This is a genomic window from Brevibacillus laterosporus LMG 15441, assembly GCF_000219535.2.
GTDB classification, from domain to species: Bacteria; Bacillota; Bacilli; order Brevibacillales; family Brevibacillaceae; genus Brevibacillus_B; species Brevibacillus_B halotolerans.
Genome location: NZ_CP007806.1, coordinates 1540903 through 1562357, shown reverse-complemented (window position 1 = coordinate 1562357; position 21455 = coordinate 1540903). Strand labels below are relative to the sequence as shown.

The window sequence follows — 21455 nt, the reverse complement described above, 5'->3', positions numbered from 1 at the left end:
TCTCCCTTTCCTCGTCAAAATAAAAGTACTTGGCAACGACTGAAACTTCAAACACGAAAAAATGCCCATTTGCGTCATTTTCTCAGCCTATAAAACCCGATTCACTTGAAGAATCGGGTCAGACTGTGGACAAGTTTTTTGTTTTCCTACTATGCATTCGTCATCTATTATTTTTACAGCCCTATAGCTAAGAGCTTTCTTTGTTACTAGGTCATCTCTTCATGTATTCAAGCCAAGCGCTGCTCCGTGTATTGAGACAATATCTCCACGATTTCCTGGAGGAATTGCGGAATATTACCTTGTAGAATTGGACCATGCCCTGTCGCCAGTATTTCAATGGGCCACTGTAGTAATGACTTGGTTGCTTCTAGAAATCCCATAACCTGATCGATATCAGGACAACGTTGTAACCAGGCCACGAAATAAAAAATAAGCTCTTTTCGACATTTCTCCTGATAACCGATCACCTGCTCAATGTCCATACCAAAAAAATGAAGGTGATCGCCAATAAAACAAATATTTGTTTCGGAATCAAAAAAAGCTACTGAGCCCTCTGTATAAGTTGGTAAGTTCACAAATGAAAACAGCCCAATCTGCCCTTTTTCTCCCGTAAAGGAATGACCGAATAACGTTTGCGAAAAATCATCTAGTTCAAAAAAATCATGCAGGTGAATCCAATTTTGGCTGGTGGCAAACAACTCCACATTTCCAATATGATCAGGCAAACGATGGGTACATAGCACATCTTCCACTTTATCTGAAGTGGCACCAATATCCTCAAGTGCTTGCTGAAAATACGAACGATGCTTTTTAAGATTTGTATCAATTAAATAAAACCGTCCATTTCGTTCCACTACATAATTATTGATGTAACTTTTCCATGAGTCTTCATAAGTGATAATCGTCCAAACACCAGGAGCAATTTGGCAGGTGACATTGGTCAAATTCCCATCTCTCCTCTCCGTGAACCGTTATGTAACATCTATCGTAAATACGATATCCTCCGTTATTTCCTTCTTATATTCCTATTATACAACATTTTTCACGAAAAGATTGCGAAAAAGCATGATTACAATCGTTTTTCTTCCAAATTCCGGACATCTGTAAAAATGTTGTCAGAAATTAATAATGGTTATTTCAATATTTATAAAAATAGTTTATCAAAAAAATATTGTAAATATTCAGAATATACTTTATACTGAGCATGTCTTACAAAAACAAAACATAAAGGAGGTACTACTTATGAAAATTCAGGCTAAAAAAATGGAGAAAGTCGCTCCTACCCTTGCTAACACTTGCGTTTAATGTAAGACTAGTTCATTTTCATAAACTGCCTTATTAATCGAATTGACAACAGAAAGGAGGTACTTCCTTATGAAAATCCAAGCTAAAAAAATGGAGAAAGTTGCTCCTACTCTTGCTAACACTTGCGTTTAATGTAGTCAAAAATGCATTACATATTGCCCCGAGCTAACTGTAAAAAAGATGGTTGAGCCATTCTCTGGCTACCATCTTTTTTATCATATTCTTTTATTGAATTTGATTTTTTGCTTTCATAACCTCGGTAACTAAAATAACACCATGCGAAAAAGTTGTTCCGCCTCCATACGCTCCAGAGACGCCTACTGTTTCTGCAATCTCCTGCTGGCTAGCACCCTCAGCTAAGGCAGCCTCCATATGATAGACAATACAGTGCTCATTACCTGCATATAAAGAAATTCCAAGGGCCATTAAGTGCTTCTGTTTGCTATCCATCGCACCGGAAGCAAAACAAGCGCTCGTAAATTGATTGTAGGCTTGCAATACATTTGGCATCATTTGTCCAAATGTCTGTAGGCCATCCCGATATTGTTCTGCTAATAAATGTTCTGCCATGTTAACGCCTCCTCTATCATCCAGATCATGCTTATGTTTCCACCTTCTTCTTACATTCATGTATTCTTTTTTTCATGAATCGGGTAATACTACTCCTAACCAACCATTAGGAGAAAGGAATGAGCATGATTGATCCGTCTGGGCTATGCCTGCATCAGTATGGCAACCAAGAACAATCCAAATAAAAAAACTACATTGGGACAACTAGCTAAGCTTTCTCCTCCTGACCAGTTAAAAAAACTACGAAAAATCATGCAAACTAATTTTTTTAATCTCTTAGATCTGTTGAAATACAACGTGGAGCATGGCATATTTCTATACCGATTACCTTCTGAATTTGTGCCTTTTGCTACACATTCTGTCGCAGAGCAATGGGATTGGGCAAAGGAATTTACTTGGGATTTTAATAAGGTAGGAGAATATATTCGTGCGCATGGCATACGAATGAGCGCCCATCCAGGTCATTACAGCATTTTAAATACACCGTCTAAAAAAGTTCTGGAGAGCACCATTAAGGATTTTTATTATCATGCCTCTGTCTTTGATTTAATGGGCCTCGATGAAAACTCAGTGTTAGTCACGCATGTAGGGGGCGTTTATGATGATAAAGAAAGCTCACTTAATCGGTTTGAGGAGAATTTTTTACAGCTACCGGAGAAAATAAAAAAGCGCCTCGTCGTAGAAAATGACGATACCTCTTTTACTATGCGCGAAGTCTTACATTTATGTGAGCGTATTAAGATACCTATGGTACTCGATATCCATCATCATCGCTGTCTTCATAATGGAGAGGATTTAGCTGAATACTTACCGCGTATCATCAAAACTTGGGGAACTCGGACCGTTAAAATGCACTTTTCTACACCTAAATCTGATAAAGAGTATCGCAGTCACGCAGATGATATTTTGTATGAGGACTTTATGTCATATCTCCCTCTATTAGAGAACTATAATGTGGATATTATGCTTGAATGTAAAAATAAGGATGAAGCTCTTTTGAAACTGCGTAATGAAATGCTAGCCAATAATCAGACTCAAGAATCCATTTATCTATAAACCTATGTACAAAAATAAGCCCACAATCACAGGGATAGTGGGACCTAACTAGTATGAAACGTTAATGCTTGTTAGCGACTATTTTTGCCACCGACCACACTTACCGCTGCATGCGCCGCCACATTTACCTCCGCACTTACATCCGTCATCTTTGTAAGGCTCTACATAATGGGAAGGACTAGAAGCTGAACAACTGGATTCGGAGAAAGAATGAGAGGCAGAATGCGAGCTACATGAATCACTTGGGTGATAGTTGCAGGCATAACATTTTTGGTAGTAATAATTCATTTTTTTCTTGTGATGCTTATACATTTGATAATATTTGTGGTAGTGCCTAGGAGATCTTCTATGTCGCATGCACTTATCCTCATAACCCATCATTTTTTCATAATGGAAATGATACTTAAAGATATAGATCTCTATTTTGGGCTGTACCATGGGGGCAGTAGGTCTTTGTCTAGGCGGCCTGGGCATTGGTCGCATTGGTTTCATAGGCCTTGTAGGCCTTCTGGGATACTCCTTTTTTGGTGCTGGCCTTACTGGCATCATTTCCTTAGGCGGATATTTTTCCCTGGCAGGCATATATATGCTACTACTTTCCATTCGATTAACCCCATCCTTTCATTATTACATGACATATAGCATGGTATGATAAATAACCAGTATATGCACCCCTGACCAATGCCCAATTTGGGTGAAGACCCGCGCCCAAACCTATTTATACAAACACTCTTATTGACACTCAAGCTATCCATTTGACATAATAACGATATTACGAAAAGCGAGGAATAGCGAATGAGGGTAACATGCCAATATAAATGTGACATGTCAACTATATATCAGGGTAACAAGGGGTTAGGAATTCGTTCCTAGCCCCTTTTATTTTCGCTCTCTGCTCTGCTAAAGGAGGAAATTTATCATGTCCATTCAACACGCACTAGCATTAGACGGTACTTCTCTTTCAATTGAACAGGTTGTTATGGTAGCTCGTAAGCATCATCCTATTTCTCTTTCTTCTAATGCTGTGGCCAAAGTACTCCACTCTCGTGAAATGGTAGAAGAAATAATCCGTGAAGAAAAAGTCGTATATGGAATCACTACAGGGTTTGGTAAATTTTCAGACGTCATGATCTCACAGGAAGATGTTAGCCATTTACAGGAAAATTTAATTATGAGCCATGCTTGCGGAATGGGAGAGCCTTATCCTACCGAGGTGGTTCGTGCCATGATGATCCTTAGAATCAATGCTTTATCCCAAGGTTTTTCAGGCATTCATTTAAAGACCCTTCAATTGTTAGTAGAGATGTGCAATCGTGGTGTTCATCCCATTATTCCTCAGCAGGGCTCTTTAGGGGCTAGTGGTGATTTGGCTCCCTTAGCACACATGGTATTGGTGATGCTGGGTAAGGGAGAAGCCGAATATCAAGGAAAACGGATGTCAGGAAAGGATGCCTTGCAAAAAGCTAATCTGACTCCCGTTCGTCTAGGAGCCAAAGAGGGATTAGCATTAATAAATGGGACACAGGCAATGACCGCTCTCTTATGTCTTGCTCTTTATGATGCGCGTTCTCTTATGGAAAATGCTGAAGTTATTGCTTCGTTAACAGTGGAAGCACTTCACGGAATTCCCAAAGCATACGATGCTCAATTGCATGCTGTACGGCCTCATCCAGGTCAGCAAGAGTCTGCGCGACGGATGTTACAACATCTAGCAAATAGTGAACGCACAACCGAACAAGGAGAAATTCGGGTACAGGATGCCTACAGTCTGCGTTGTATCCCGCAAGTACATGGGGCTACTCGTGATACACTGGAGTATGTTTGGCAAACAGTAACACGTGAATGCAACAGTGTCACAGATAATCCAATCTTATTTTCTGAAACGGGAGATGTCATTTCAGGCGGTAATTTCCATGGTCAACCGATGGCGTTGGTAGCCGATTTTTTAGCAATTGCTATGTCTGAGTTAGCTAATATTTCGGAACGCCGGACAGAGCGTCTCGTTAACCCTCAGCTCAGTAACCTACCAGCTTTTCTAACACCTAATGGCGGCTTACATTCTGGATTTATGATCGCCCAATATGTAGCTGCTTCGATCGTTTCTGAGAACAAGGTACTATGTCACCCTGCTTCTGTTGATTCTATCCCGTCCTCTGCCAATCAGGAGGATCATGTAAGTATGGGAACGACCGCAGCGCGTAAGCTTCGTACCGTTTTAGCCAATGTACGTAAAGTTTTAGCTATTGAATATATTTGTGCTGGCCAAGCAATTGAATTCTCAACTGGAAAACTGGGAGAAGGAACATCAAAAGCCTATCAGCGTCTGCGTCGTATAATACCAAAGCTTGAGGAGGATAGAGAACTGCATGTAGATTTAGCTTTAGCAGAACAAATCCTCCAAGAAGATATCCTATCTACCAACTAAATTGTAAAATAACGCACTCAAAAAAGGCACAGATGTCAAGAACATCCTCTGTGCCTTCCTGCATTTATCGTTATAGCTGTATCTTACTTCATAAGAAAACGAATTCGCTCTGTATATTGATTCCAATGAGCAAGGATTCGATTTGCATTTTCTGTGCGATTTTTAATAATTTGTTTCATGGATTCATTCGGAATTCTTTGGGGGTAGCATTTCAGAACAAAAACATTTTGCTTAGGACCAGCCTTCATCCCTTCTCCTCCTTTTTATCAGTATATGGAGAACCAACAAAATGTAAACGTTACAAGACCAAAATAAAAAAGCCCTATCGCTTAGGACTTTCTATCTGTATGCTTTGATCCACTAAGTGTCGCGGCAATTTGTATATTATTTTCTTCTACAACACGGGATGCCATAAGATTAAAGCCCTGAATGATATCTTTAGCAGTCTTTTGTCGTTTTTGATTGATTTCATTTTGGGTTAAGGATACGATTCTTCGTAGGTCTGTGTCATCTTGATAAGAGGTGGTCATCTGAGCTCTCCTCCTTCTTAGGAAATCCAGTGCTTTGCAGTAAAAGACAGAGAACATGTATCAATCTGAACAGTAATTTATTATCAATTATATCATGAATTGTCAAGTCTACCGCTTTTTTGTTCCGGTCTCGATGAAAATGAAGATTATACACCCACAGCTCATTATTCCCCATTCTCATCAGATAAGAAGCAATATAATAGTTTTTCCGAGGTTCATTGAAAAGAGGGTCAATAGATTTGGTTGTAACAACCTGCACAGCCGCCCACGTAGCATGTTCCTTGGAGTCCATGCTGATCACCCCTAGGCTATGACCACTTGTGCCCTCATCAGCAATTTTTATTAGGTGTCCTCCTTCTACCTTATAAATCGTAAAGTCTGCAATTAATTTCAAGTCAGAAACGGAAAACCGCCCATTCCGATATCGGTATAAAATAGTGATTAGCCGGTCAAGTAAATCCGCCATGTATTCAGAGGATAAGTTTGCCTCGCTTAGTTCATCATATAGCTGATGAAGAGATTGATCTGCTTTGGTAATAATCGAGTTTATAACCTCTTTTTGCCGTAATAATTCTGCTTCTAGCTCATTGTTTTGTTTTAAAAGATGGGATTCTTTTTCCTCATACCTTGCTTGATGAGCAAATGTAAAGCTGTCAAATTCGTTTTTTAGTCTTTCAAACGTTTTGTTTAATTCTTCTTCTCCATTTAAAGAATGATTGACAACATATAACAAGCCTTTAAAGGAGAAATCCGAAAACAAAAAGCTCCCTGTAAAAAGATCATACTCTCTTCTTTTTAAAAACCGATACGCTCCTATATGAAAATGAGTACTGTCTAGCTGCGTCATTAACCAAAGGTATCTACTTAATGAAATAAATAAAATTAGCCCTGATATTCCAAAGCCTACTACAGATGACACTCCTAAATAGGGAACTGCAAAAGGGATTCCAATAATACCAACACTCGGTATTACTGAGCTTAGCGATTTAACAATTCCTTCCGAGTCCAAATTCTTCACGGCTTCCATCATTCTTCTAACATCTGGGACAAGCTTTAATACCAGTGGTATCATCCAGCCTTGGTTCTGAGTATCCTCATAGCTTTTACGGAACCTATGCATAACGGGATCGAAATTTTCAGATAGTCTGATGAGTGAATTATGATAATTGGTACCTATTGTTTGTTTGATACCCATTTTTCTCAGCCTACAATGGCTGACTCACCTCCTATGGGTGGAATATTTGTTGCGTACATCCCATAGGTGCTATTTCTTCACGTTAGCTATTTTACTTATTCTGCTTCTTTTCCCTTTTCCCTAGTATTTTTTGGTATTTATTTTATTTTTTAAGTCTCATACAAAAAAAAGCCCAATCCCTAGCAGTGTTCGCTTCAGGGATTAGGCTTCTCTTTGTTGCTAGATATCCTTCGTAATATCTAATGAATCGTAAAACTGTTGAGTTGCATTTCGACGTTCCCTACGCATTTTTATTCGCTGTGGTGCCGTCTGGTAGAGATAAATTTCTTCTTCCGTCTCTGGAATGATTGGTGGTACAGGAGTTGGTTTTCCATCTTCATCTAAAGCGACAAAAGTGACAAACGAAGTAGCGGTTAATTGACGTTCCCCAGTTTGCAAATTCTCGCTGATGATTTTAACAAAGACTTCAATGGACGTACGCCCCGTCGAAGTAACGAACGCGTCCACACATACTGAGAAGCCCAGCTTTGCGGGTACGATAAAGTCAACCGAATCAATCGAAGCTGTTACAACTGGCTTGCGAGAATGGCGCATCGCCGCAATAGCGCTCACTTCATCAACATAAGACATAATTGTCCCGCCAAAAATGGTACCATGATGATTGGTATCTGAAGGTAAGATAAGCGATGCTTTCACCGTACGTGATTCTTTGACCGTCTTTCCTTTTAACTCCATGTCCATAGCAGTTTCTCCCTCTCTAGCTGTACTGATATATGGCTTCGATAACCGCCTGATAAGCTTCCTCACCAAAAGAGCGTTCGATAAGCTCTCGGCCCCAGATATAAGCAGGCTGGTATCCATCTAATGAAAAAAGGTGTTCTTCAATGTGCGTTGCTTGTTTACGTTTTTCCTTGTTAGCACAGTAGAATATGTCCAAATATTCATGTCCCCAGCGTGAAAAGGCTGCTGTCTCTTCCGTTAAAGCAGTTATTAGGATGTGTTCATTGTCCATCATCACTAAATCAATCGGGTATAGCTGACAGCTAAACGGTTTGATGGAATGCACATCCTTTTGCTCGCGCAGCCCATGAGCATGCAGCAAACAGCAGCGCTGTCCATCTACTTGTCCGTAGAATAGACAGGAGCCTTTTTCCATACGTACAACTCCTGGTTCAGCCGATTCAAAGCAACCATGCTCCATAACCCTTTGTTGTGATCGACCGTTCAGATAGGCGACAGCAACAGAGCGACTTTCTGCTTCAATAATGGAAAGCTGCCAGTCCTGTACAGCATACGGTTGTCCATTCTCACAACACGTTTCGCGATGAACAATATGACAATTGAAGCAATCTAGGTGACACGGCCTTTGCAGGGCATCTACATCAATGTAGAAATGCCCTTTTTGCACAAGGCGGTTTTTCTTCCTCTTTACATATTTATGCAAATGGTACGATTCTTTCTGAGACATCCGCTCAGTCGTACCGTAATATCCGTAGGTTTCAACATTTCTCATTTTGCTAGAACAAGCTCCGCCTCTGTACCGAAAATACGTACTAGTTGTTCTTCACTCACACCAAGATCTTGTTCGTCCGCTGGGATTTCCATCAAAAGCTCTACCTCATTGTCATCTTCTAAGAAGCGAAGGGCTAAATCTTTTTGCTCGAACTCATTATCGACCAAACTCACCCCTAGCAAAGTCCCACGAAAGGTAGTTACTACCTCGTCTTCTTGCTCGTCGCCTTCCCAGTCTGTATATGTTATCTGCACTTGTTGATTTACATATGCTTTTTCTAGTATTTCCATTAGGGCAGCATGGTTATGAATATCCATAGTTACCTCCTTATTAATCTGAGAGAGTAGCACTTTATCTGTTAGCTTACCCGCTATAGCACTCTTTTGAAAAGCCTTTTTTATTTGTAACCGTTTCCTTTTTTCGACTTTACTTTTTTACCGCATGAAAAATCATACGCGGAGAGCTTGCCTTGTCGTAAGGTTTAAAGGCATAGTCACCAAAGACCTGAATCTGGATAAATCCAGCGTCCTCTAGCATTCCCATCATCTGTTCTAATTCAAATAATCTTACCTGTTCCTGATAGATACGCGGCTCTCTCGCTTCAACGTCTTGGATTGTAATCTCTTTTTTTACAAAACCATCTTCAAGACGACGACGTTCTGTAATCAATAAGCCATTTGCTTCTCGTTCAGATTCTGGAACCAGATGTGCTTTTACATAGCTTGGGTTAAGGTAATCAATCACAACTTCTCCACCCGAGCGTAAAGCTTTCGCCATATTTTTAATAACCTTAGCACTCTCTTGATCATCAGAGAAATATCCAAAGCTTGTAAACAAATTAACAACAATATCAAATTCCGACTCAAACGGAATATCTCTCATATCATATTGATAATACGTAACCTGCTTTTGGTCATTAAGTAGCTCTGCCTGCTCTAACAGCACAGAAGATAAATCAACTCCCACTACCTCATAACCACGTTTGGCAATAGCTCGCGAGTGTCGACCGCTTCCACAGCATAAGTCTAGAACTCTTCCCTCACTCTTAATAGGTAAACGTTCCAATAGATTATGTATTTCTTGATCCGCAGAAGCCTCGTCTCGATGCTGATATACCAGCAGATAGTCTTCTCGGAAGCTTTTTTCAAACCAAGCGTCTCCCATGCTCTCTACCCCTTTGATTCTCATTTCGTCTGTTACATTTGTAACTACTTCGGTTATTATATCATACCCCGGTTCGTAGATTTTACATTTACCGGTTTACAGAAAACTTTAGGTTTACGTTCTTCCATTGCAAGTAACCTCTTACTCCTAGATGATCGAAGCCTAAAGCAGGGTCAATTAAATCAATGTAGCAAAACGACGGCTTTGCTTATTCTGTTCAGCAAAGCCGTCGGAACAACTAGCGTCGGTAATGACGAGCTGTATTAATTTTATCAGACAAACGTGCTAATACAACCTCTACAGAGTTGATATCATCCATCACGTCGTATTCATTGATATTAACACGCAATACCGGACAAGATGTAAAATTAGTAATCCACTCGTCATACCTAGCATACAGATCCTTCCAGTAACTAAGCGGAGTTTGTTGTTCCATTGGTCGACCGCGTTCCTGAATGCGATCAATGATATCCTCAAAGCTACCCTCTAAAGAAATCAGCACATCTGGATGCGGAAAATAAGGTGTCATCACCATTGCTTCAAATAATTGAGTATACGTCTGATAATCCTCATCTGTCATATTTCCCTGATCATGCAGCATCTTAGCAAAGATGCCTGTATCTTCATAAATAGAACGGTCCTGCACAAATCCACCACCGTAGTCAAAGATACGTTTTTGTTCCTTAAAGCGTTCTGCAAGGAAAAAGATTTGTAAATGAAAGCCCCACCGCGATAAATCATCATAAAATCGATCCAAATAAGGATTATTGTCTACTTTTTCATAAGAAACACGGAATCCAAGCAAACCAGCTAGCGCTTTCGTAAACGTTGATTTGCCTACACCCACCATTCCAGCAATGGTAATAACCGCATCACTTGGAATTTGATACTTTTCACGCAATTCATTTGTTTGAAAAACCGACATGATATACTCCTTATCGCTGTTTAGTTAGATTGTTAGGTAAAAATTGTGCGACACGCTTTATAACATAGTCCAAATCTTCTGGTTGGTGTACATAATCTAATTGATCACATTCGATAGTCAATACAGGGATTGTTGGATGCATCAATTGAAATTGGTGCATAAATTCCTCATAATCCGAGATTAAATTCTCCATATAAGACCGTTCAATCATTTGTTCCATCCCTCGACCACGTAGTGCAATCCGTTGCATCGCCGTTTCGACAGAAGCTTTTAAATAAATAACTAAATTAGCTTGAGGAATATCACTAGTCAGGATGCCATAAATTTGCTGGTACTTTGGCAAATTATCTTCACTCAATGTCCGTTTAGCAAATATTGTATTCTTAAAAATATTATAATCAGCCACAACAGAGTACCCATTATGTAGCCGTTTTGCTATATCTTGTAATTGTTTATAGCGATTGCAAAGAAAGAACATCTCAGTCTGGAAGCTCCATTCCGAAATATTCTCGTAGAACTTGTCCAAAAATGGATTCTCGTACACAATCTCTTCCAAAAGCTCCAAGCCCCACTGCTTGCTAATCGCCTTTGACAAAGAGGTTTTCCCTACCCCAATCGGGCCTTCCACTGTAATAAAAATGGATTTCATGCGTATCTGTACCCCTCCCAGTAAGACCAAAACGAATATCATTTTACCATGTGAAACGATCATTTGTCGAAAGGAAAAACATACTGAAGTAGGCAGCCAATTATTATACACACAATTCCGATATGTTATGATGTAATTAACAAGAAACAATGAAAATAAAGCCACAGGGAGGAATCGTACATGCGTGTTGCTCAAACCATGGCTGATTTAATCGGTCACACTCCGATTGTCCAGCTGCAACGATTGATAAGTCAAGACATGGCACAGGTCTTTGTAAAATTAGAAAAATACAACCCGAGCGGCAGTGTTAAAGACCGAGCGGCCTACCATATGCTTGTACAAGCAGAAAAGGCAGGCAAGCTTTTAGTCGGTTCTACCATCATTGAACCAACCAGCGGCAATACAGGCATCGGTTTAGCAATGGCATGTGCCGCTAAAGGATACCGTTGCATAATTGTTATGCCAGATACAATGACCCGTGAACGCATTCAACTGTTACGTGCTTATGGAGCTGAGGTCATTCTCACCCCTGGCGACGAAAAAATGCCGGGTGCCATTCGCAAAGCTACGGAATTAGCCGCTAGTATTTCAAACAGCTTTATGCCTATGCAGTTCGAGAATGCCTCAAATCCAGATATTCATCGGCATACCACTGCTTTAGAAATAATCGAACAGATGGGAAGCTCACTTGATGGATTTGTGGCAACGGCAGGTACAGGCGGAACCATTACTGGATGCGGTGAGGTATTACGTCAGCATTACAAAGATCTGCACATAGCTGTAGTAGAACCATCTGGATCACCAGTATTAGCAGGTGGAAAGCCAGGTCCCCATCAAATTGTAGGCACAAGTCCCGGCTTTATTCCTCCCATTCTGAATCAGCAAGTATACGATGAAATCATTCATATAATCGATGAGCAAGCTATTGAAACGACACGCAAGCTTGCTTCACAAGAGGCAATCCTAGTCGGACCCTCTTCCGGTGCAGCAGTTTATGCAGCCTTGCAGGTAGCCAAACAATTAGGCCCCGAAAAAAAAGTACTTGCTATTTGTGCAGACAGTGGAGAACGCTATCTGTCTAGTAATTTATTTTCATTCCTACCATAAATTTAGGTTATATAAACATGTCACTGTACATACAAAAAGATCATGCGAGACGATATCCGCACGATCTTTTTTGTTACTAAAAGGTCAGGTAAAATATTCAATCTTAGCATCCGGAAAGAGCCTTGCAATCTCTTTTTGCATATGTGTCTTTAATGCATTGGCTTGAATATCAGGATAGACATACTTACCTTTCCCATACTTTCCCCATTTGTATTTTCGTTCTTCCTCATTCATGATTAATTTTGTTTTTGGGTATCTCTTTAGAATGAGGCCTTTAGCTATTTTCGTAAATCGGTGCTGTATCAATTCAAAAGTGATATCCTTTTTTGCTTCATCATCTAGTCGTGAGCTGAGACGTTCCAATAAATCTGTATATCCTGCTTCCCAACCAGCAAACCAGTACAGTGGTGCAATAATAAAACCGAGCGGATAACCAGCCATCGAGACCTTTCCCGCTGCCTCAATTCGCTGTTCAAAGGAAGAGGTTCCCGGTTCAAAATTTCGTATGACATAATCTGCATTCATGCTAAACCGAAAACGAGTATGCTTGTTATGCTTTGCATCCAGTAAGGAGTCAACCTGATGGAACTTAGTCACGAATCGCAAGCGCCCTAATGGCTGCTTTCCCATAAATTCAATCGCTTTTTTTAGATTTCCTGTTAGATGCTCAATATTGATCGGATCTGATGTACAAGCCGCTTCAAATCGAGTTATCTCTGGTACTCGCTCCTGAATATATGCTTCGGCCTTTGCTAAAATTTCGTCTGTATTAACATAGACACGAACATATGGCTTTGTACCTACATTTGTATTTAGGTAGCAATAATGACAGTGTGCAGCACACCCCGTCGCCAGAGGAAGCGCATATTCAGCAGACGGCTTTGACTGTTCGAATTTAAGCGTTTTTTTGACGCCAACCACCAAAGTACGTTTGGCATTGCGGTATTGTTGCAGTTCCGTATCCCCCGGAATTCCACGCACCTGATTGTGGCTTGTGGTCATTTTAATAGGAATATCGGATTTCTGGTATTTCTCATACAATTGTTTCCCAAGTGGAAAGGAAAGCGCATCTGGTTCAAAATAAACCAAATCAGGCTCAAAGTATCGAGTTGGGCCTGTTGTGCCATTCCCCCCTGTCTGATTTCCAAAGACCTGCTTTGCAGTGGATGGTCTTTCCAGCACCTGAGTAGTCATGCTATCCCTCCTCTTACTACTAGCATTTCCGTGTTACATGCATCAGTAGCAAGGGGAATATTGGGTATTATAATTGCATCTCTTTTTTCATAGTATGAAGCACCTGCAATGCTCTGTCTTTTTCTCCAATAGGAACCTGAAGATTATAAATGAAGGTGGCTCCGCTCTTTTTGGACGTAATTCTACTTCGGATATGAGCCAGTTTTAATCTCTGCCGATAATCCTCAGCTGCTCTCGGTAACCCATACGACTGGTGTATACTTACCCATTTAACCCACATGAAGCATTACTCCTTCCTAATTAACGAAAACGCTTACATCTATAGATATTGCTATTCAGGAAAAGGCAAAAAAACAGAATAGTTATCCTACTATCATATGCGTCCTGTCTAATAAAGCACCTCTCCCGTTAAAAATTATCTACATGATTTTGTGAAATCGCGATCAGCTAACGAGAGAGGTTTTCCATAAGAGGTAACTTAGAGTGGGAGCTGAACCCAGTGGTTTGTTGGCCCATGACCAGAGCCAAGATTTGGTGCCGTTTGAATAGCCATTACGATAAATTGCTGTGCGGTATGAAAAGCGGTTACAGCATCAGCTCCTTTAGCTAATTCGGCTGTAAGGCATGCTGAGAATGTACAACCTGTTCCATGAGTATGTCGAGTGTTAACTCGTTCATGCTCAACTTTATGAAAATTTTGACCATCAAATAATAGATCAGTCAGTTGGTGATCAAGCATATGACCACCTTTCATTACTACGTGAGCTACTCCATATTCGTGGAGATATTTTGCTGCTTCCTTCATATCAGCTACATTTTGAATCGTTCTCCCTACTAAAACCTCAGCTTCCGGTAAATTAGGAGTAATCATATGAGCTTGGGGGAGAAGCTGAGTCAAAAGCGCTTGAATCGCTTCATCCTGAAGTAACTTGGCACCGCCTTTAGCCACCATAACCGGATCAATTACCAATTTAGTTGCCTGATGCTTGCGAAGTTGTTCCCCTACCGCTTGAATAATTGGAGCAGTAGCTAGCATGCCTGTCTTAACAGCATCAGCAGGCAAATCATCTAATACGACTCTGATTTGATCAGCAACAAACTCTGGGGTCATTACATGAACACCGTGAACACCCTGTGTATTTTGAGCGGTAATAGCAGTAAGAGCACTGGTGCCATAAACTCCTCTTTGATGGAAGGTTTTAAGATCAGCCTGTATTCCAGCTCCACCGCCACTATCGGAACCTGCAATTGTCATAGCTATAGATGGTTTCTTCACTCCGATCCCCCGCTCTATGTATCAATCTTCTGTCTATTCCCATTTAGTATAACAGAAGAAAGCTATACAACCCAACTGTCAGGTTTAGCCGCCTACTGATTTTCGTCGCTGCTTTCTCTTAATTTGGTACACGATCCAAGCCGGATGCTTGCGAGCCATTTTATAAAGAGACAACTGGCGTACAAATAATAAAAATAATAACGCTGTGACAAACAGAAGCAATACCATGCTAATCTGTCTTGTTGTTGCGGAAGGTAAAACAAATAAGACAGCTAATGGAAATAAAATAATAAGCGCCGCATTTGTAAAATGTTTTTCTCTTTTCCTTGCTTCTTCTGCTGTTATTTTTTTCTTGTAAGAACATTCGCGTTGCTGAACTGATCGGATTAAACGCCACTTGCCAGCCGTAGCTATTTCCAGACCAGCTCCTATATAAATAACGCCAAGCATGGCGTACATCCACCACTCTTTAACATGAAAAAAGATAGGTATAAGCTTGCCGGAAATAAATAATAAATCAACTGATGTCAGAAAACCATAATAGGCATGGAACAGTAGGCTTAAAACCTGCCTTCGATGCTCATATGGTTGAATAGAGATCCAGATTCCCATAACAATCGTAATAAAATGCAAGGCAATCAAAGGATAGGTAACTCCTCTAGGATGAACAGGGTCTAGTTGCAATGCAAACCAAATAACAAAGATATGGAGCAATAAAATAGCCGTGTACATCGCTCTCGAATGAACAAATGGTATAGCAATAACGGGATGACTCTCTGGTTTCGTCTGTTTTTTGTCTGTTTCAGGGGGCAGGCTCTGCTTGATGAGGTTTACTTTCACACGGATTTACCTACTCTCTTTATATGATAATTATTTATAATAAAAGTAGGCGAAGATAGCTCTATTTTGCAAGTAATTTTTCTTCAGAAACCTGAATTTTCATTTATATCTGAAAATAAACAAGCAGCCGATTTCCTTCGACCGCTTGTTGGCATTTGCCTTTAGTCTTCCATCGTAGATAAATCTCCGGTCGGCAGCCCCAGCTCCCACGCTTTAAGCACTCGACGCATGATTTTACCAGAACGGGTTTTTGGAAGCTTATCACGGAACTCAATCTCACGAGGTGCTGCATGTGCTGCTAATCCTTCTTTGACAAATCGCTTAATGTCATCCATCAGCTCATCACTGACCTCATACCCGTCACGCAGAGCAATAAAGGCCTTAATTACTTCTCCACGCACAGGATCAGGTTTCCCAATCACTCCAGCTTCAGCAACAGCAGGGTGTTCAACCAATTTACTTTCGACTTCAAATGGTCCAACGCGTTCACCAGAAGTATTGATTACATCGTCAATACGCCCCTGGAACCAGAAATAGCCTTCCTCATCCTTATAAGCAGAATCGCCTGAAAGATACCATCCAGGTATATAAAAATACTCTTCATACTTGGCGGGATTTTTCCAGATAGCTCGCATCATAGACGGCCAGCCTGCTTTAATAGCCAAATTTCCCATGCGATTGGGTGGTAGTTCATTCCCTTGATTATCCAGAATGGTCGCATAGACGCCCGGTACTGGTTTACCCATGGAACCTGGCTTAATCGGCATACTTGGATAATTGGATATTAATTGCCCACCTGTTTCTGTCATCCACCAGTTATCATGGATACGTTTTTCAAAAACCTTCATACCCCAATACACAACCTCAGGATTAAGTGGCTCGCCTACACTCAAGATATGACGTAAAGAGGTAAGATCGTATTTTTGAACTAATTCATCCCCCGCTCCCATCAGCATGCGAAAAGCAGTTGGCGCACTATACCAGACAGTAATTTTATTTTTTTCCAGCGTTTTATACCAGTCATCTGGTGTAAAGCGGCCACCGCGAACAACATTGGTTACACCATTGAGCCAAGGCGAAAAGATACCATAAGATGTCCCAGTCACCCAGCCTGGGTCGGCGGTACACCAGTATACATCATCATCTTTTAAATCCAGTACCCATTTTCCTGTTTGGTAATGCTGAATCATTGCATTATGCACATGCAATACGCCCTTTGGTTTTCCAGTAGAACCTGATGTATAGTGTAAAATCATTCCGTCTTCTCGATCCAGCCAAACCATATCGAATTCATCGGAAGCTTGTTCCATTTGTTTCTCGTAGCTTACTTGTCCGTCAGATACCTCTCCATTCGCTCCCACTACAATAACATGCTTGAGATGAGGTAGCTCCTTAACTGGAATACGCGGTAGTAAGCTAGGAGTTGTCACAATAGCTACTGCTTCACTATCTGCTAGTCGATCTCGAATAGCCGCCTCCATAAAGGCTTCAAATAACGGGCCTACAATAGCCCCATTCTTTAAAATCCCCAATAAGCTTACATAAAGCTCTGGAGTACGTGGCATGAAAATAAATACGCGATCCCCTTTATTTACTCCCAAATCATGAAGTACATTAGCAAAACGGTTGGAAAGCCTGCTTAATTCAGCATAGGTATAGCTTTCTTCTCGTGTAGAATCACTATAGACAAGCGCTACTTTATCTTTCTTTTCTGAATGAGCATGACGATCAATAGCCTCATAGGCCATGTTAACCTTGCCTGTCTCGTACCAACTGAATTGTTTCTCTACATCTTCCCATTGAAAGGCTTCATAAGTGTGATCGTAATCTTTAAGGTTACTATTTTCATGGGTTGCTGGAATGCTTTCAACTTTCATATTCTTCACTCTCCGATTCTCTAGGTTCATGTACTGAGAAGACTTTCCGACATACATATTTCTCCAAGTACGAATCAATTCCTCTTAACCTTTTGATTATTCTAACATTTTAGATAAATCAACGCTACCCATGATTAAAGCACCAATTGTCATGACGGGAAGTTCTAGTTTTTTACCTCATTTCCCTGTGATGATTAGGTTACACACCCCTCTTTATTTAGGTGAGAAGGAGCCAAAATGTCCTCCTACCATGAATTTTAGCTTTGGAAAGGTAGAACGTATGGATCAAGCTCAAGACCAATCCATTGTATCAATCCCTAAACGGATCAATAGCAGCTAAACGAAATACTCCTATCTATGGGTATGTAAGCAGTATCTTTCGCAGTGGTGGATTTAGCTATAATTTGCCAATAGGTAGGATAGGCATCCCCTAAAAATCATGGAACGATTAGGAGATGCCTGTATTTTTTACTCTGTTCGGACGCTTGCCTCACTATCCTCTTCACGGATGTTTGTCCCGTCAACAGTCCCCAGCGCATAGGAATCACTTACCTGCTCATGCGTCACGGCTAACCCTTTACTTTGTATGTCATTACTTTGGTAATCATTGATATCATATGATTTTGTAACGTACTGATCACTTGAAGCCTGCTTATTGTTACCCTTATCGTTTTGCTTTTCCACCTTCCATACCTCCTTATATATCATTTACCGTTCCTCTTCTATTTTGCTTTGTCCCTTTTATTTTTAACCATTTGCTCCACTAAGATTTTCCGTCATAAAGAACGGAGAAACGTACAGGCTAAAGATAATCTAATGTGGGGAGGAGTTTACGTGAAAACCATCTTTACACTATTATTTGTTGGCCTTTTAGCAGGTGTTTTGTTTACGGGAAGTCACTGGCTCACTCCGGGAAAACAAATGCCGCAAGCAGTGAAATCCCCTACCTCACGAACTTTAGAAAACAAAAAAGAACCGCCTGCTGTAACCCAAGATAAAGTGCGGGTTCCCAAAATTAACTATGTTGAGCAAGTCCGTGACATGCGCCGAGATATGGAGCGTCGACAGCATATCAAGACCATTCATCACAACAAAAAGGATAAGAGCCATTATGTTGACCGAGAGGTAGTCGTTCACTTCACTCCCCGTCCTTCCAATCAAGATTTACAAAAAATGCTACGCAAGGTTGACGGATATGTAAAACGCGACTTTAAAAAGGCAATGATTATCAAATCCCGCACGCTATCTACTGAACAACTGATGAGGTATTTTGCTGAACATCCAGATTCTGTGTATGCTGAACCCAATTATTTACTGCTGCCAAATAAACAACCTAATGATACCTACTACAAACGCTATCAATGGAATCTTAACCAGCTAGGTATGGAACAAAGCTGGGAAATTACTGAAGGCTCCAGTCAGGTCATTGTAGCCGTGGTAGATACAGGGGTTGACTTGACCCATCCTGAGTTCAAAGGGAAATTGGTGAATGGATACAATGTATTAAACACGAATAAGCGTCCACAAGACGATAATGGTCATGGAACACACGTAGCGGGAATTATCGCCGCCCGTACCAATAATAAGGATGGGATCGCCGGTATCTCTTGGAAAAGTAAGATTATGCCTATTAAAGCAATTGGAGCAGATGGTAGTGGTAGTGCTATCGACATTGCTCAGGGAATCGAGTGGGCTGTTGACCATGGAGCTTCAATTATTAATTTAAGTGTGGGAAATTATGTGTCCTCCGCAGCCTTAAAGGCAGCATGTACGTATGCCTTTCAAAATGATGTAGTACTTGTAGCTGCCACTGGAAACGATGCAAGCGAGCAACCAAGCTTTCCAGCTGCTTTTCCAGAGGTAATTGGGGTTTCAGCCGTCGATCAGGATGAGAATCTAGCAGACTTCTCTAATTATGGAAAAACGGTTAGTGTCGTTGCCCCAGGAGTAGATATTCCTAGTACCTATATCTACAAAGACTATGCGGCACTCTCAGGCACGTCGATGGCTTGCCCTCATGTCGCAGCGGTGGCCAGTTTAATTCGTTCTGTTAATCCCTCTCTTAGCAATAAACAGGTCAGACAAATTCTAGAAAAGACAGCAACAGACTTAGGCGCACCAGGTCGGGATTCATTATATGGGTACGGATATATCAATGTAAAAAAAGCACTACAGGAAAGTCAAGTGGGACAAGAAACAGCACCTCTAATTTCTCCCGCGGCTACGCCTTCCACTGAACAGGCTCCAGTTTCTGGCTTTCAGCGTTTTTTAGAGTTACTGCTGGGTCGCTATCTACAATCATTTCGTACCCACCAGCAATAAGGTATATCCCCATATAAAAGGAGGACGATGTTATTGAAAGCCGTCATTTTGTTTGCTCATCCTGGAACGAAAAGCTTTAATCACGCTATTTTACAGCAAGTGACAGAGAGTCTGCATAAGCATGGTATCACCCCAATCTTACGTAATTTGTATGAACAAAAATTTTCACCCATTTTTTCTCCCGCTGATATGCAGGCATTGGAATCAGAGCAAGTGCCAAAAGCCATCGAAGAGGAACAAACCATTTTATCGGAATCTGATCTATTGATTATGATTTATCCTGTTTGGTGGTGGTCACAGCCAGCCATTTTGAAAGGCTACATTGATCGTATCTTTTCAGACGGGTTTGCTTTTAAATATGAAAAAAATGGACCTGTTGGTTTGTTAACGGGGAAACAAGCCCTAGTTTTTACAACTACACGAGAATCACAGCAGGAAATGCAGGCAAGCGGTCTAGATGAGGTTGTTAAAAAACAGGTCGTAGATGGTATTTTACGATTCTCAGGATTTGAACCAGTTATCTATCATAATTTTGCAGAAGTACCATATGTGCAGGAAGCTATTCGAGAAACCTATCTACAACAGGTAGGTCAAGCGATTGCTTCGTTAAAACTTCCCGTACTGATGTAGACCCTATGTAAAAATAGGCTTTCCTCAAATGGACTAGATGTTGTCTTACATGCTACAGTTCCATTAAAATTTTTGGAAAGCCTATTTTTTATAAGGAGAAATCAATTCATTTTGTAAAATTTTGTAACAGGTCACAAAAAAGTCAAAAAATTTGACACTTTTCGTTCATATACTCCCTTTCAATTTTCTGATTTATTCGTATAATAGAAAAAGAAAGCATACAACATATTAGCAGAGAAAAAAGAGACCCTTCAAAATGAAAGGTCTCCACCCAGATATAATGCCGTTATAAAATAAATACTTGTAAACCCATTCTCCTGTTAATTGCTCGGTTGCATCCGCTTTTTCGTAATGTAATCTGTTTCGTAGTACTGCAATTCATCACGTAGAGGCTCAAAAATTCGAGATAATCCTAATGTTAGGCTCTCTAGTTCAGGAGTAACCTCTTTGCGGAAAATAATGCAGTCTTGCCCTGTGTACGAGTACCTGCCATCCTCATCGTAAACCTCGCCTTTGGGATAGTAAAAATTAATTACACAGGTGTGGTACACCTGATAGAGGGCTTCTTCGGCAAACTCCTCGTTAAAGCGAGCACGTCGAAGACAAATTCCCAACTTCTCATAGGCATTCTCTGCATAAACCAACAAGCGACGTAAATCAGAAAGATAGCTACCATAGTAAGCTTCATACTCCTCAGCATCTCCAGATCTTTCAATCAAATCTGCTAAAGTAGTTTGATTTAGGAATCTCTCCACTTCTATGCTAACCTTCTTCAACCGCATAAAGGTATCTTCGCATAACTGTTTTACATGAGCGTCTGACATAGAGAATCCTCCTTAGGGCAACAGATATTAAGATTTACGTTTATTGTAAAAAA

The 21455-nt window shown here is 40.6% G+C and carries 23 protein-coding genes; 5 read left to right on the top strand and 18 right to left on the bottom strand.

The window, feature by feature from the left end; genetic code table 11:
- Window positions 1–227: 227 nt before the first annotated feature.
- Together BRLA_RS07270 and BRLA_RS07265 are read right to left on the bottom strand one after the other, a co-directional pair.
- The gene (locus BRLA_RS07270) at window positions 228–944 is read right to left on the bottom strand and encodes an MBL fold metallo-hydrolase (protein ID WP_003338124.1); all 717 of its coding nucleotides are present in this window, start codon (window positions 942–944) and stop codon (window positions 228–230) included.
- Between the two features lie 586 nt (window positions 945–1530).
- On the bottom strand, window positions 1531–1875 hold the full coding sequence (locus BRLA_RS07265) for a carboxymuconolactone decarboxylase family protein (protein ID WP_003338127.1): 345 nt from the start codon (window positions 1873–1875) through the stop codon (window positions 1531–1533).
- Window positions 1876–2004: 129 nt separating this feature from the next.
- On the opposite strand from BRLA_RS07265, the gene uvsE reads away from it, so the two are divergent.
- Window positions 2005–2931 (top strand): UV DNA damage repair endonuclease UvsE, encoded by a 927-nt coding sequence (uvsE, locus tag BRLA_RS07260; protein WP_003338128.1) that lies wholly within the window; start codon window positions 2005–2007, stop codon window positions 2929–2931.
- Between the two features lie 919 nt (window positions 2932–3850).
- Window positions 3851–5356 (top strand): histidine ammonia-lyase, encoded by a 1506-nt coding sequence (hutH, locus tag BRLA_RS07255; RefSeq protein WP_003338130.1) that lies wholly within the window; start codon window positions 3851–3853, stop codon window positions 5354–5356.
- 83 nt (window positions 5357–5439) lie between these two features.
- Here hutH and BRLA_RS24205 read toward each other — a convergent pair whose 3' ends face one another.
- The 9 genes from BRLA_RS24205 to BRLA_RS07215 form a co-directional block, all read right to left on the bottom strand.
- Window positions 5440–5604 (bottom strand): hypothetical protein, encoded by a 165-nt coding sequence (locus BRLA_RS24205; protein ID WP_003338131.1) that lies wholly within the window; start codon window positions 5602–5604, stop codon window positions 5440–5442.
- 81 nt (window positions 5605–5685) lie between these two features.
- Window positions 5686–5886 (bottom strand): hypothetical protein, encoded by a 201-nt coding sequence (locus tag BRLA_RS07250; protein ID WP_003338132.1) that lies wholly within the window; start codon window positions 5884–5886, stop codon window positions 5686–5688.
- Window positions 5864–7081 carry a hypothetical protein gene (locus BRLA_RS07245; protein WP_003338133.1) on the bottom strand — a complete coding sequence of 406 codons (1218 nt, stop codon included), beginning with the start codon at window positions 7079–7081 and terminating at the stop codon, window positions 5864–5866. Before BRLA_RS07245 ends, BRLA_RS07250 begins: the two co-directional genes overlap by 23 nt.
- Window positions 7082–7300: 219 nt before the next feature.
- Window positions 7301–7822, bottom strand: coding sequence for an acyl-CoA thioesterase (locus BRLA_RS07240; protein ID WP_003338135.1), 522 nt, complete (start codon window positions 7820–7822; stop codon window positions 7301–7303).
- Window positions 7823–7838: 16 nt separating this feature from the next.
- The gene (locus tag BRLA_RS07235; protein WP_003338136.1) at window positions 7839–8594 is read right to left on the bottom strand and encodes a DUF3109 family protein; all 756 of its coding nucleotides are present in this window, start codon (window positions 8592–8594) and stop codon (window positions 7839–7841) included.
- Window positions 8591–8911, bottom strand: coding sequence for a hypothetical protein (locus BRLA_RS07230; protein ID WP_003338137.1), 321 nt, complete (start codon window positions 8909–8911; stop codon window positions 8591–8593). Before BRLA_RS07230 ends, BRLA_RS07235 begins: the two co-directional genes overlap by 4 nt.
- Window positions 8912–9020: 109 nt before the next feature.
- Window positions 9021–9758 carry a class I SAM-dependent methyltransferase gene (locus BRLA_RS07225; protein WP_003338138.1) on the bottom strand — a complete coding sequence of 246 codons (738 nt, stop codon included), beginning with the start codon at window positions 9756–9758 and terminating at the stop codon, window positions 9021–9023.
- Window positions 9759–9996: 238 nt separating this feature from the next.
- Entirely contained in the window at window positions 9997–10683 is a 687-nt protein-coding gene (locus BRLA_RS07220) for a deoxynucleoside kinase (RefSeq protein WP_003338139.1), read from the bottom strand.
- A 10-nt stretch (window positions 10684–10693) separates the two neighbouring features.
- Entirely contained in the window at window positions 10694–11332 is a 639-nt protein-coding gene (locus BRLA_RS07215) for a deoxynucleoside kinase (protein WP_003338140.1), read from the bottom strand.
- A gap of 180 nt (window positions 11333–11512) precedes the next feature.
- Here BRLA_RS07215 and cysK point away from each other — a divergent pair, with 180 nt between their 5' ends.
- A complete protein-coding gene (gene cysK / locus BRLA_RS07210) occupies window positions 11513–12439 on the top strand; it encodes a cysteine synthase A (RefSeq protein ID WP_003338141.1) in 927 nt (308 codons plus the stop codon).
- 84 nt (window positions 12440–12523) lie between these two features.
- Here cysK and splB read toward each other — a convergent pair whose 3' ends face one another.
- The 6 genes from splB to BRLA_RS07180 all read right to left on the bottom strand — a co-directional run bounded on the left by splB (window position 12524) and on the right by BRLA_RS07180 (window position 18310).
- A complete protein-coding gene (gene splB / locus BRLA_RS07205) occupies window positions 12524–13633 on the bottom strand; it encodes a spore photoproduct lyase (protein WP_003338142.1) in 1110 nt (369 codons plus the stop codon).
- 67 nt (window positions 13634–13700) lie between these two features.
- Complete coding sequence (locus BRLA_RS07200) at window positions 13701–13913, bottom strand: SPOR domain-containing protein (protein WP_003338143.1); 213 nt, start codon at window positions 13911–13913, stop codon at window positions 13701–13703.
- 198 nt (window positions 13914–14111) lie between these two features.
- Window positions 14112–14909, bottom strand: a complete 798-nt coding sequence (gene thiD / locus BRLA_RS07195) for a bifunctional hydroxymethylpyrimidine kinase/phosphomethylpyrimidine kinase (protein ID WP_003338144.1) — start codon at window positions 14907–14909, stop codon at window positions 14112–14114.
- 84 nt (window positions 14910–14993) lie between these two features.
- Window positions 14994–15749, bottom strand: coding sequence for a hypothetical protein (locus BRLA_RS07190; protein ID WP_003338146.1), 756 nt, complete (start codon window positions 15747–15749; stop codon window positions 14994–14996).
- A 161-nt stretch (window positions 15750–15910) separates the two neighbouring features.
- The gene (acsA, locus tag BRLA_RS07185) at window positions 15911–17626 is read right to left on the bottom strand and encodes an acetate--CoA ligase (RefSeq protein WP_041752000.1); all 1716 of its coding nucleotides are present in this window, start codon (window positions 17624–17626) and stop codon (window positions 15911–15913) included.
- A 468-nt stretch (window positions 17627–18094) separates the two neighbouring features.
- Window positions 18095–18310, bottom strand: coding sequence for a YozQ family protein (locus tag BRLA_RS07180; RefSeq protein WP_041752510.1), 216 nt, complete (start codon window positions 18308–18310; stop codon window positions 18095–18097).
- 150 nt (window positions 18311–18460) lie between these two features.
- Here BRLA_RS07180 and BRLA_RS07175 point away from each other — a divergent pair, with 150 nt between their 5' ends.
- Window positions 18461–19948 (top strand): S8 family peptidase, encoded by a 1488-nt coding sequence (locus BRLA_RS07175; RefSeq protein ID WP_003338150.1) that lies wholly within the window; start codon window positions 18461–18463, stop codon window positions 19946–19948.
- Between the two features lie 27 nt (window positions 19949–19975).
- Window positions 19976–20578 (top strand): NAD(P)H-dependent oxidoreductase, encoded by a 603-nt coding sequence (locus BRLA_RS07170; protein ID WP_236867807.1) that lies wholly within the window; start codon window positions 19976–19978, stop codon window positions 20576–20578.
- Window positions 20579–20898: 320 nt separating this feature from the next.
- On the opposite strand, the gene BRLA_RS07165 is transcribed toward BRLA_RS07170, so the two are convergent.
- Window positions 20899–21402 carry a DUF3907 family protein gene (locus BRLA_RS07165; RefSeq protein WP_003338152.1) on the bottom strand — a complete coding sequence of 168 codons (504 nt, stop codon included), beginning with the start codon at window positions 21400–21402 and terminating at the stop codon, window positions 20899–20901.
- Window positions 21403–21455: the final 53 nt, after the last annotated feature.

Coding starts and splice junctions, on each gene's coding strand:
- BRLA_RS07265 (WP_003338127.1), bottom strand. CDS start 1,875: ATGGCAGAACATTTATTAGCAGAACAATATCGGGATGGCCTACAGACA.
- hutH (WP_003338130.1), top strand. CDS start 3,851: ATGTCCATTCAACACGCACTAGCATTAGACGGTACTTCTCTTTCAATT.
- BRLA_RS24205 (WP_003338131.1), bottom strand. CDS start 5,604: ATGAAGGCTGGTCCTAAGCAAAATGTTTTTGTTCTGAAATGCTACCCC.
- BRLA_RS07250 (WP_003338132.1), bottom strand. CDS start 5,886: ATGACCACCTCTTATCAAGATGACACAGACCTACGAAGAATCGTATCC.
- BRLA_RS07245 (WP_003338133.1), bottom strand. CDS start 7,081: ATGGGTATCAAACAAACAATAGGTACCAATTATCATAATTCACTCATC.
- BRLA_RS07240 (WP_003338135.1), bottom strand. CDS start 7,822: ATGGACATGGAGTTAAAAGGAAAGACGGTCAAAGAATCACGTACGGTG.
- BRLA_RS07235 (WP_003338136.1), bottom strand. CDS start 8,594: ATGAGAAATGTTGAAACCTACGGATATTACGGTACGACTGAGCGGATG.
- BRLA_RS07230 (WP_003338137.1), bottom strand. CDS start 8,911: ATGGATATTCATAACCATGCTGCCCTAATGGAAATACTAGAAAAAGCA.
- BRLA_RS07225 (WP_003338138.1), bottom strand. CDS start 9,758: ATGGGAGACGCTTGGTTTGAAAAAAGCTTCCGAGAAGACTATCTGCTG.
- BRLA_RS07220 (WP_003338139.1), bottom strand. CDS start 10,683: ATGTCGGTTTTTCAAACAAATGAATTGCGTGAAAAGTATCAAATTCCA.
- BRLA_RS07215 (WP_003338140.1), bottom strand. CDS start 11,332: ATGAAATCCATTTTTATTACAGTGGAAGGCCCGATTGGGGTAGGGAAA.
- cysK (WP_003338141.1), top strand. CDS start 11,513: ATGCGTGTTGCTCAAACCATGGCTGATTTAATCGGTCACACTCCGATT.
- splB (WP_003338142.1), bottom strand. CDS start 13,633: ATGACTACTCAGGTGCTGGAAAGACCATCCACTGCAAAGCAGGTCTTT.
- BRLA_RS07200 (WP_003338143.1), bottom strand. CDS start 13,913: ATGTGGGTTAAATGGGTAAGTATACACCAGTCGTATGGGTTACCGAGA.
- acsA (WP_041752000.1), bottom strand. CDS start 17,626: ATGAAAGTTGAAAGCATTCCAGCAACCCATGAAAATAGTAACCTTAAA.
- BRLA_RS07170 (WP_236867807.1), top strand. CDS start 19,976: ATGTTATTGAAAGCCGTCATTTTGTTTGCTCATCCTGGAACGAAAAGC.
- BRLA_RS07165 (WP_003338152.1), bottom strand. CDS start 21,402: ATGTCAGACGCTCATGTAAAACAGTTATGCGAAGATACCTTTATGCGG.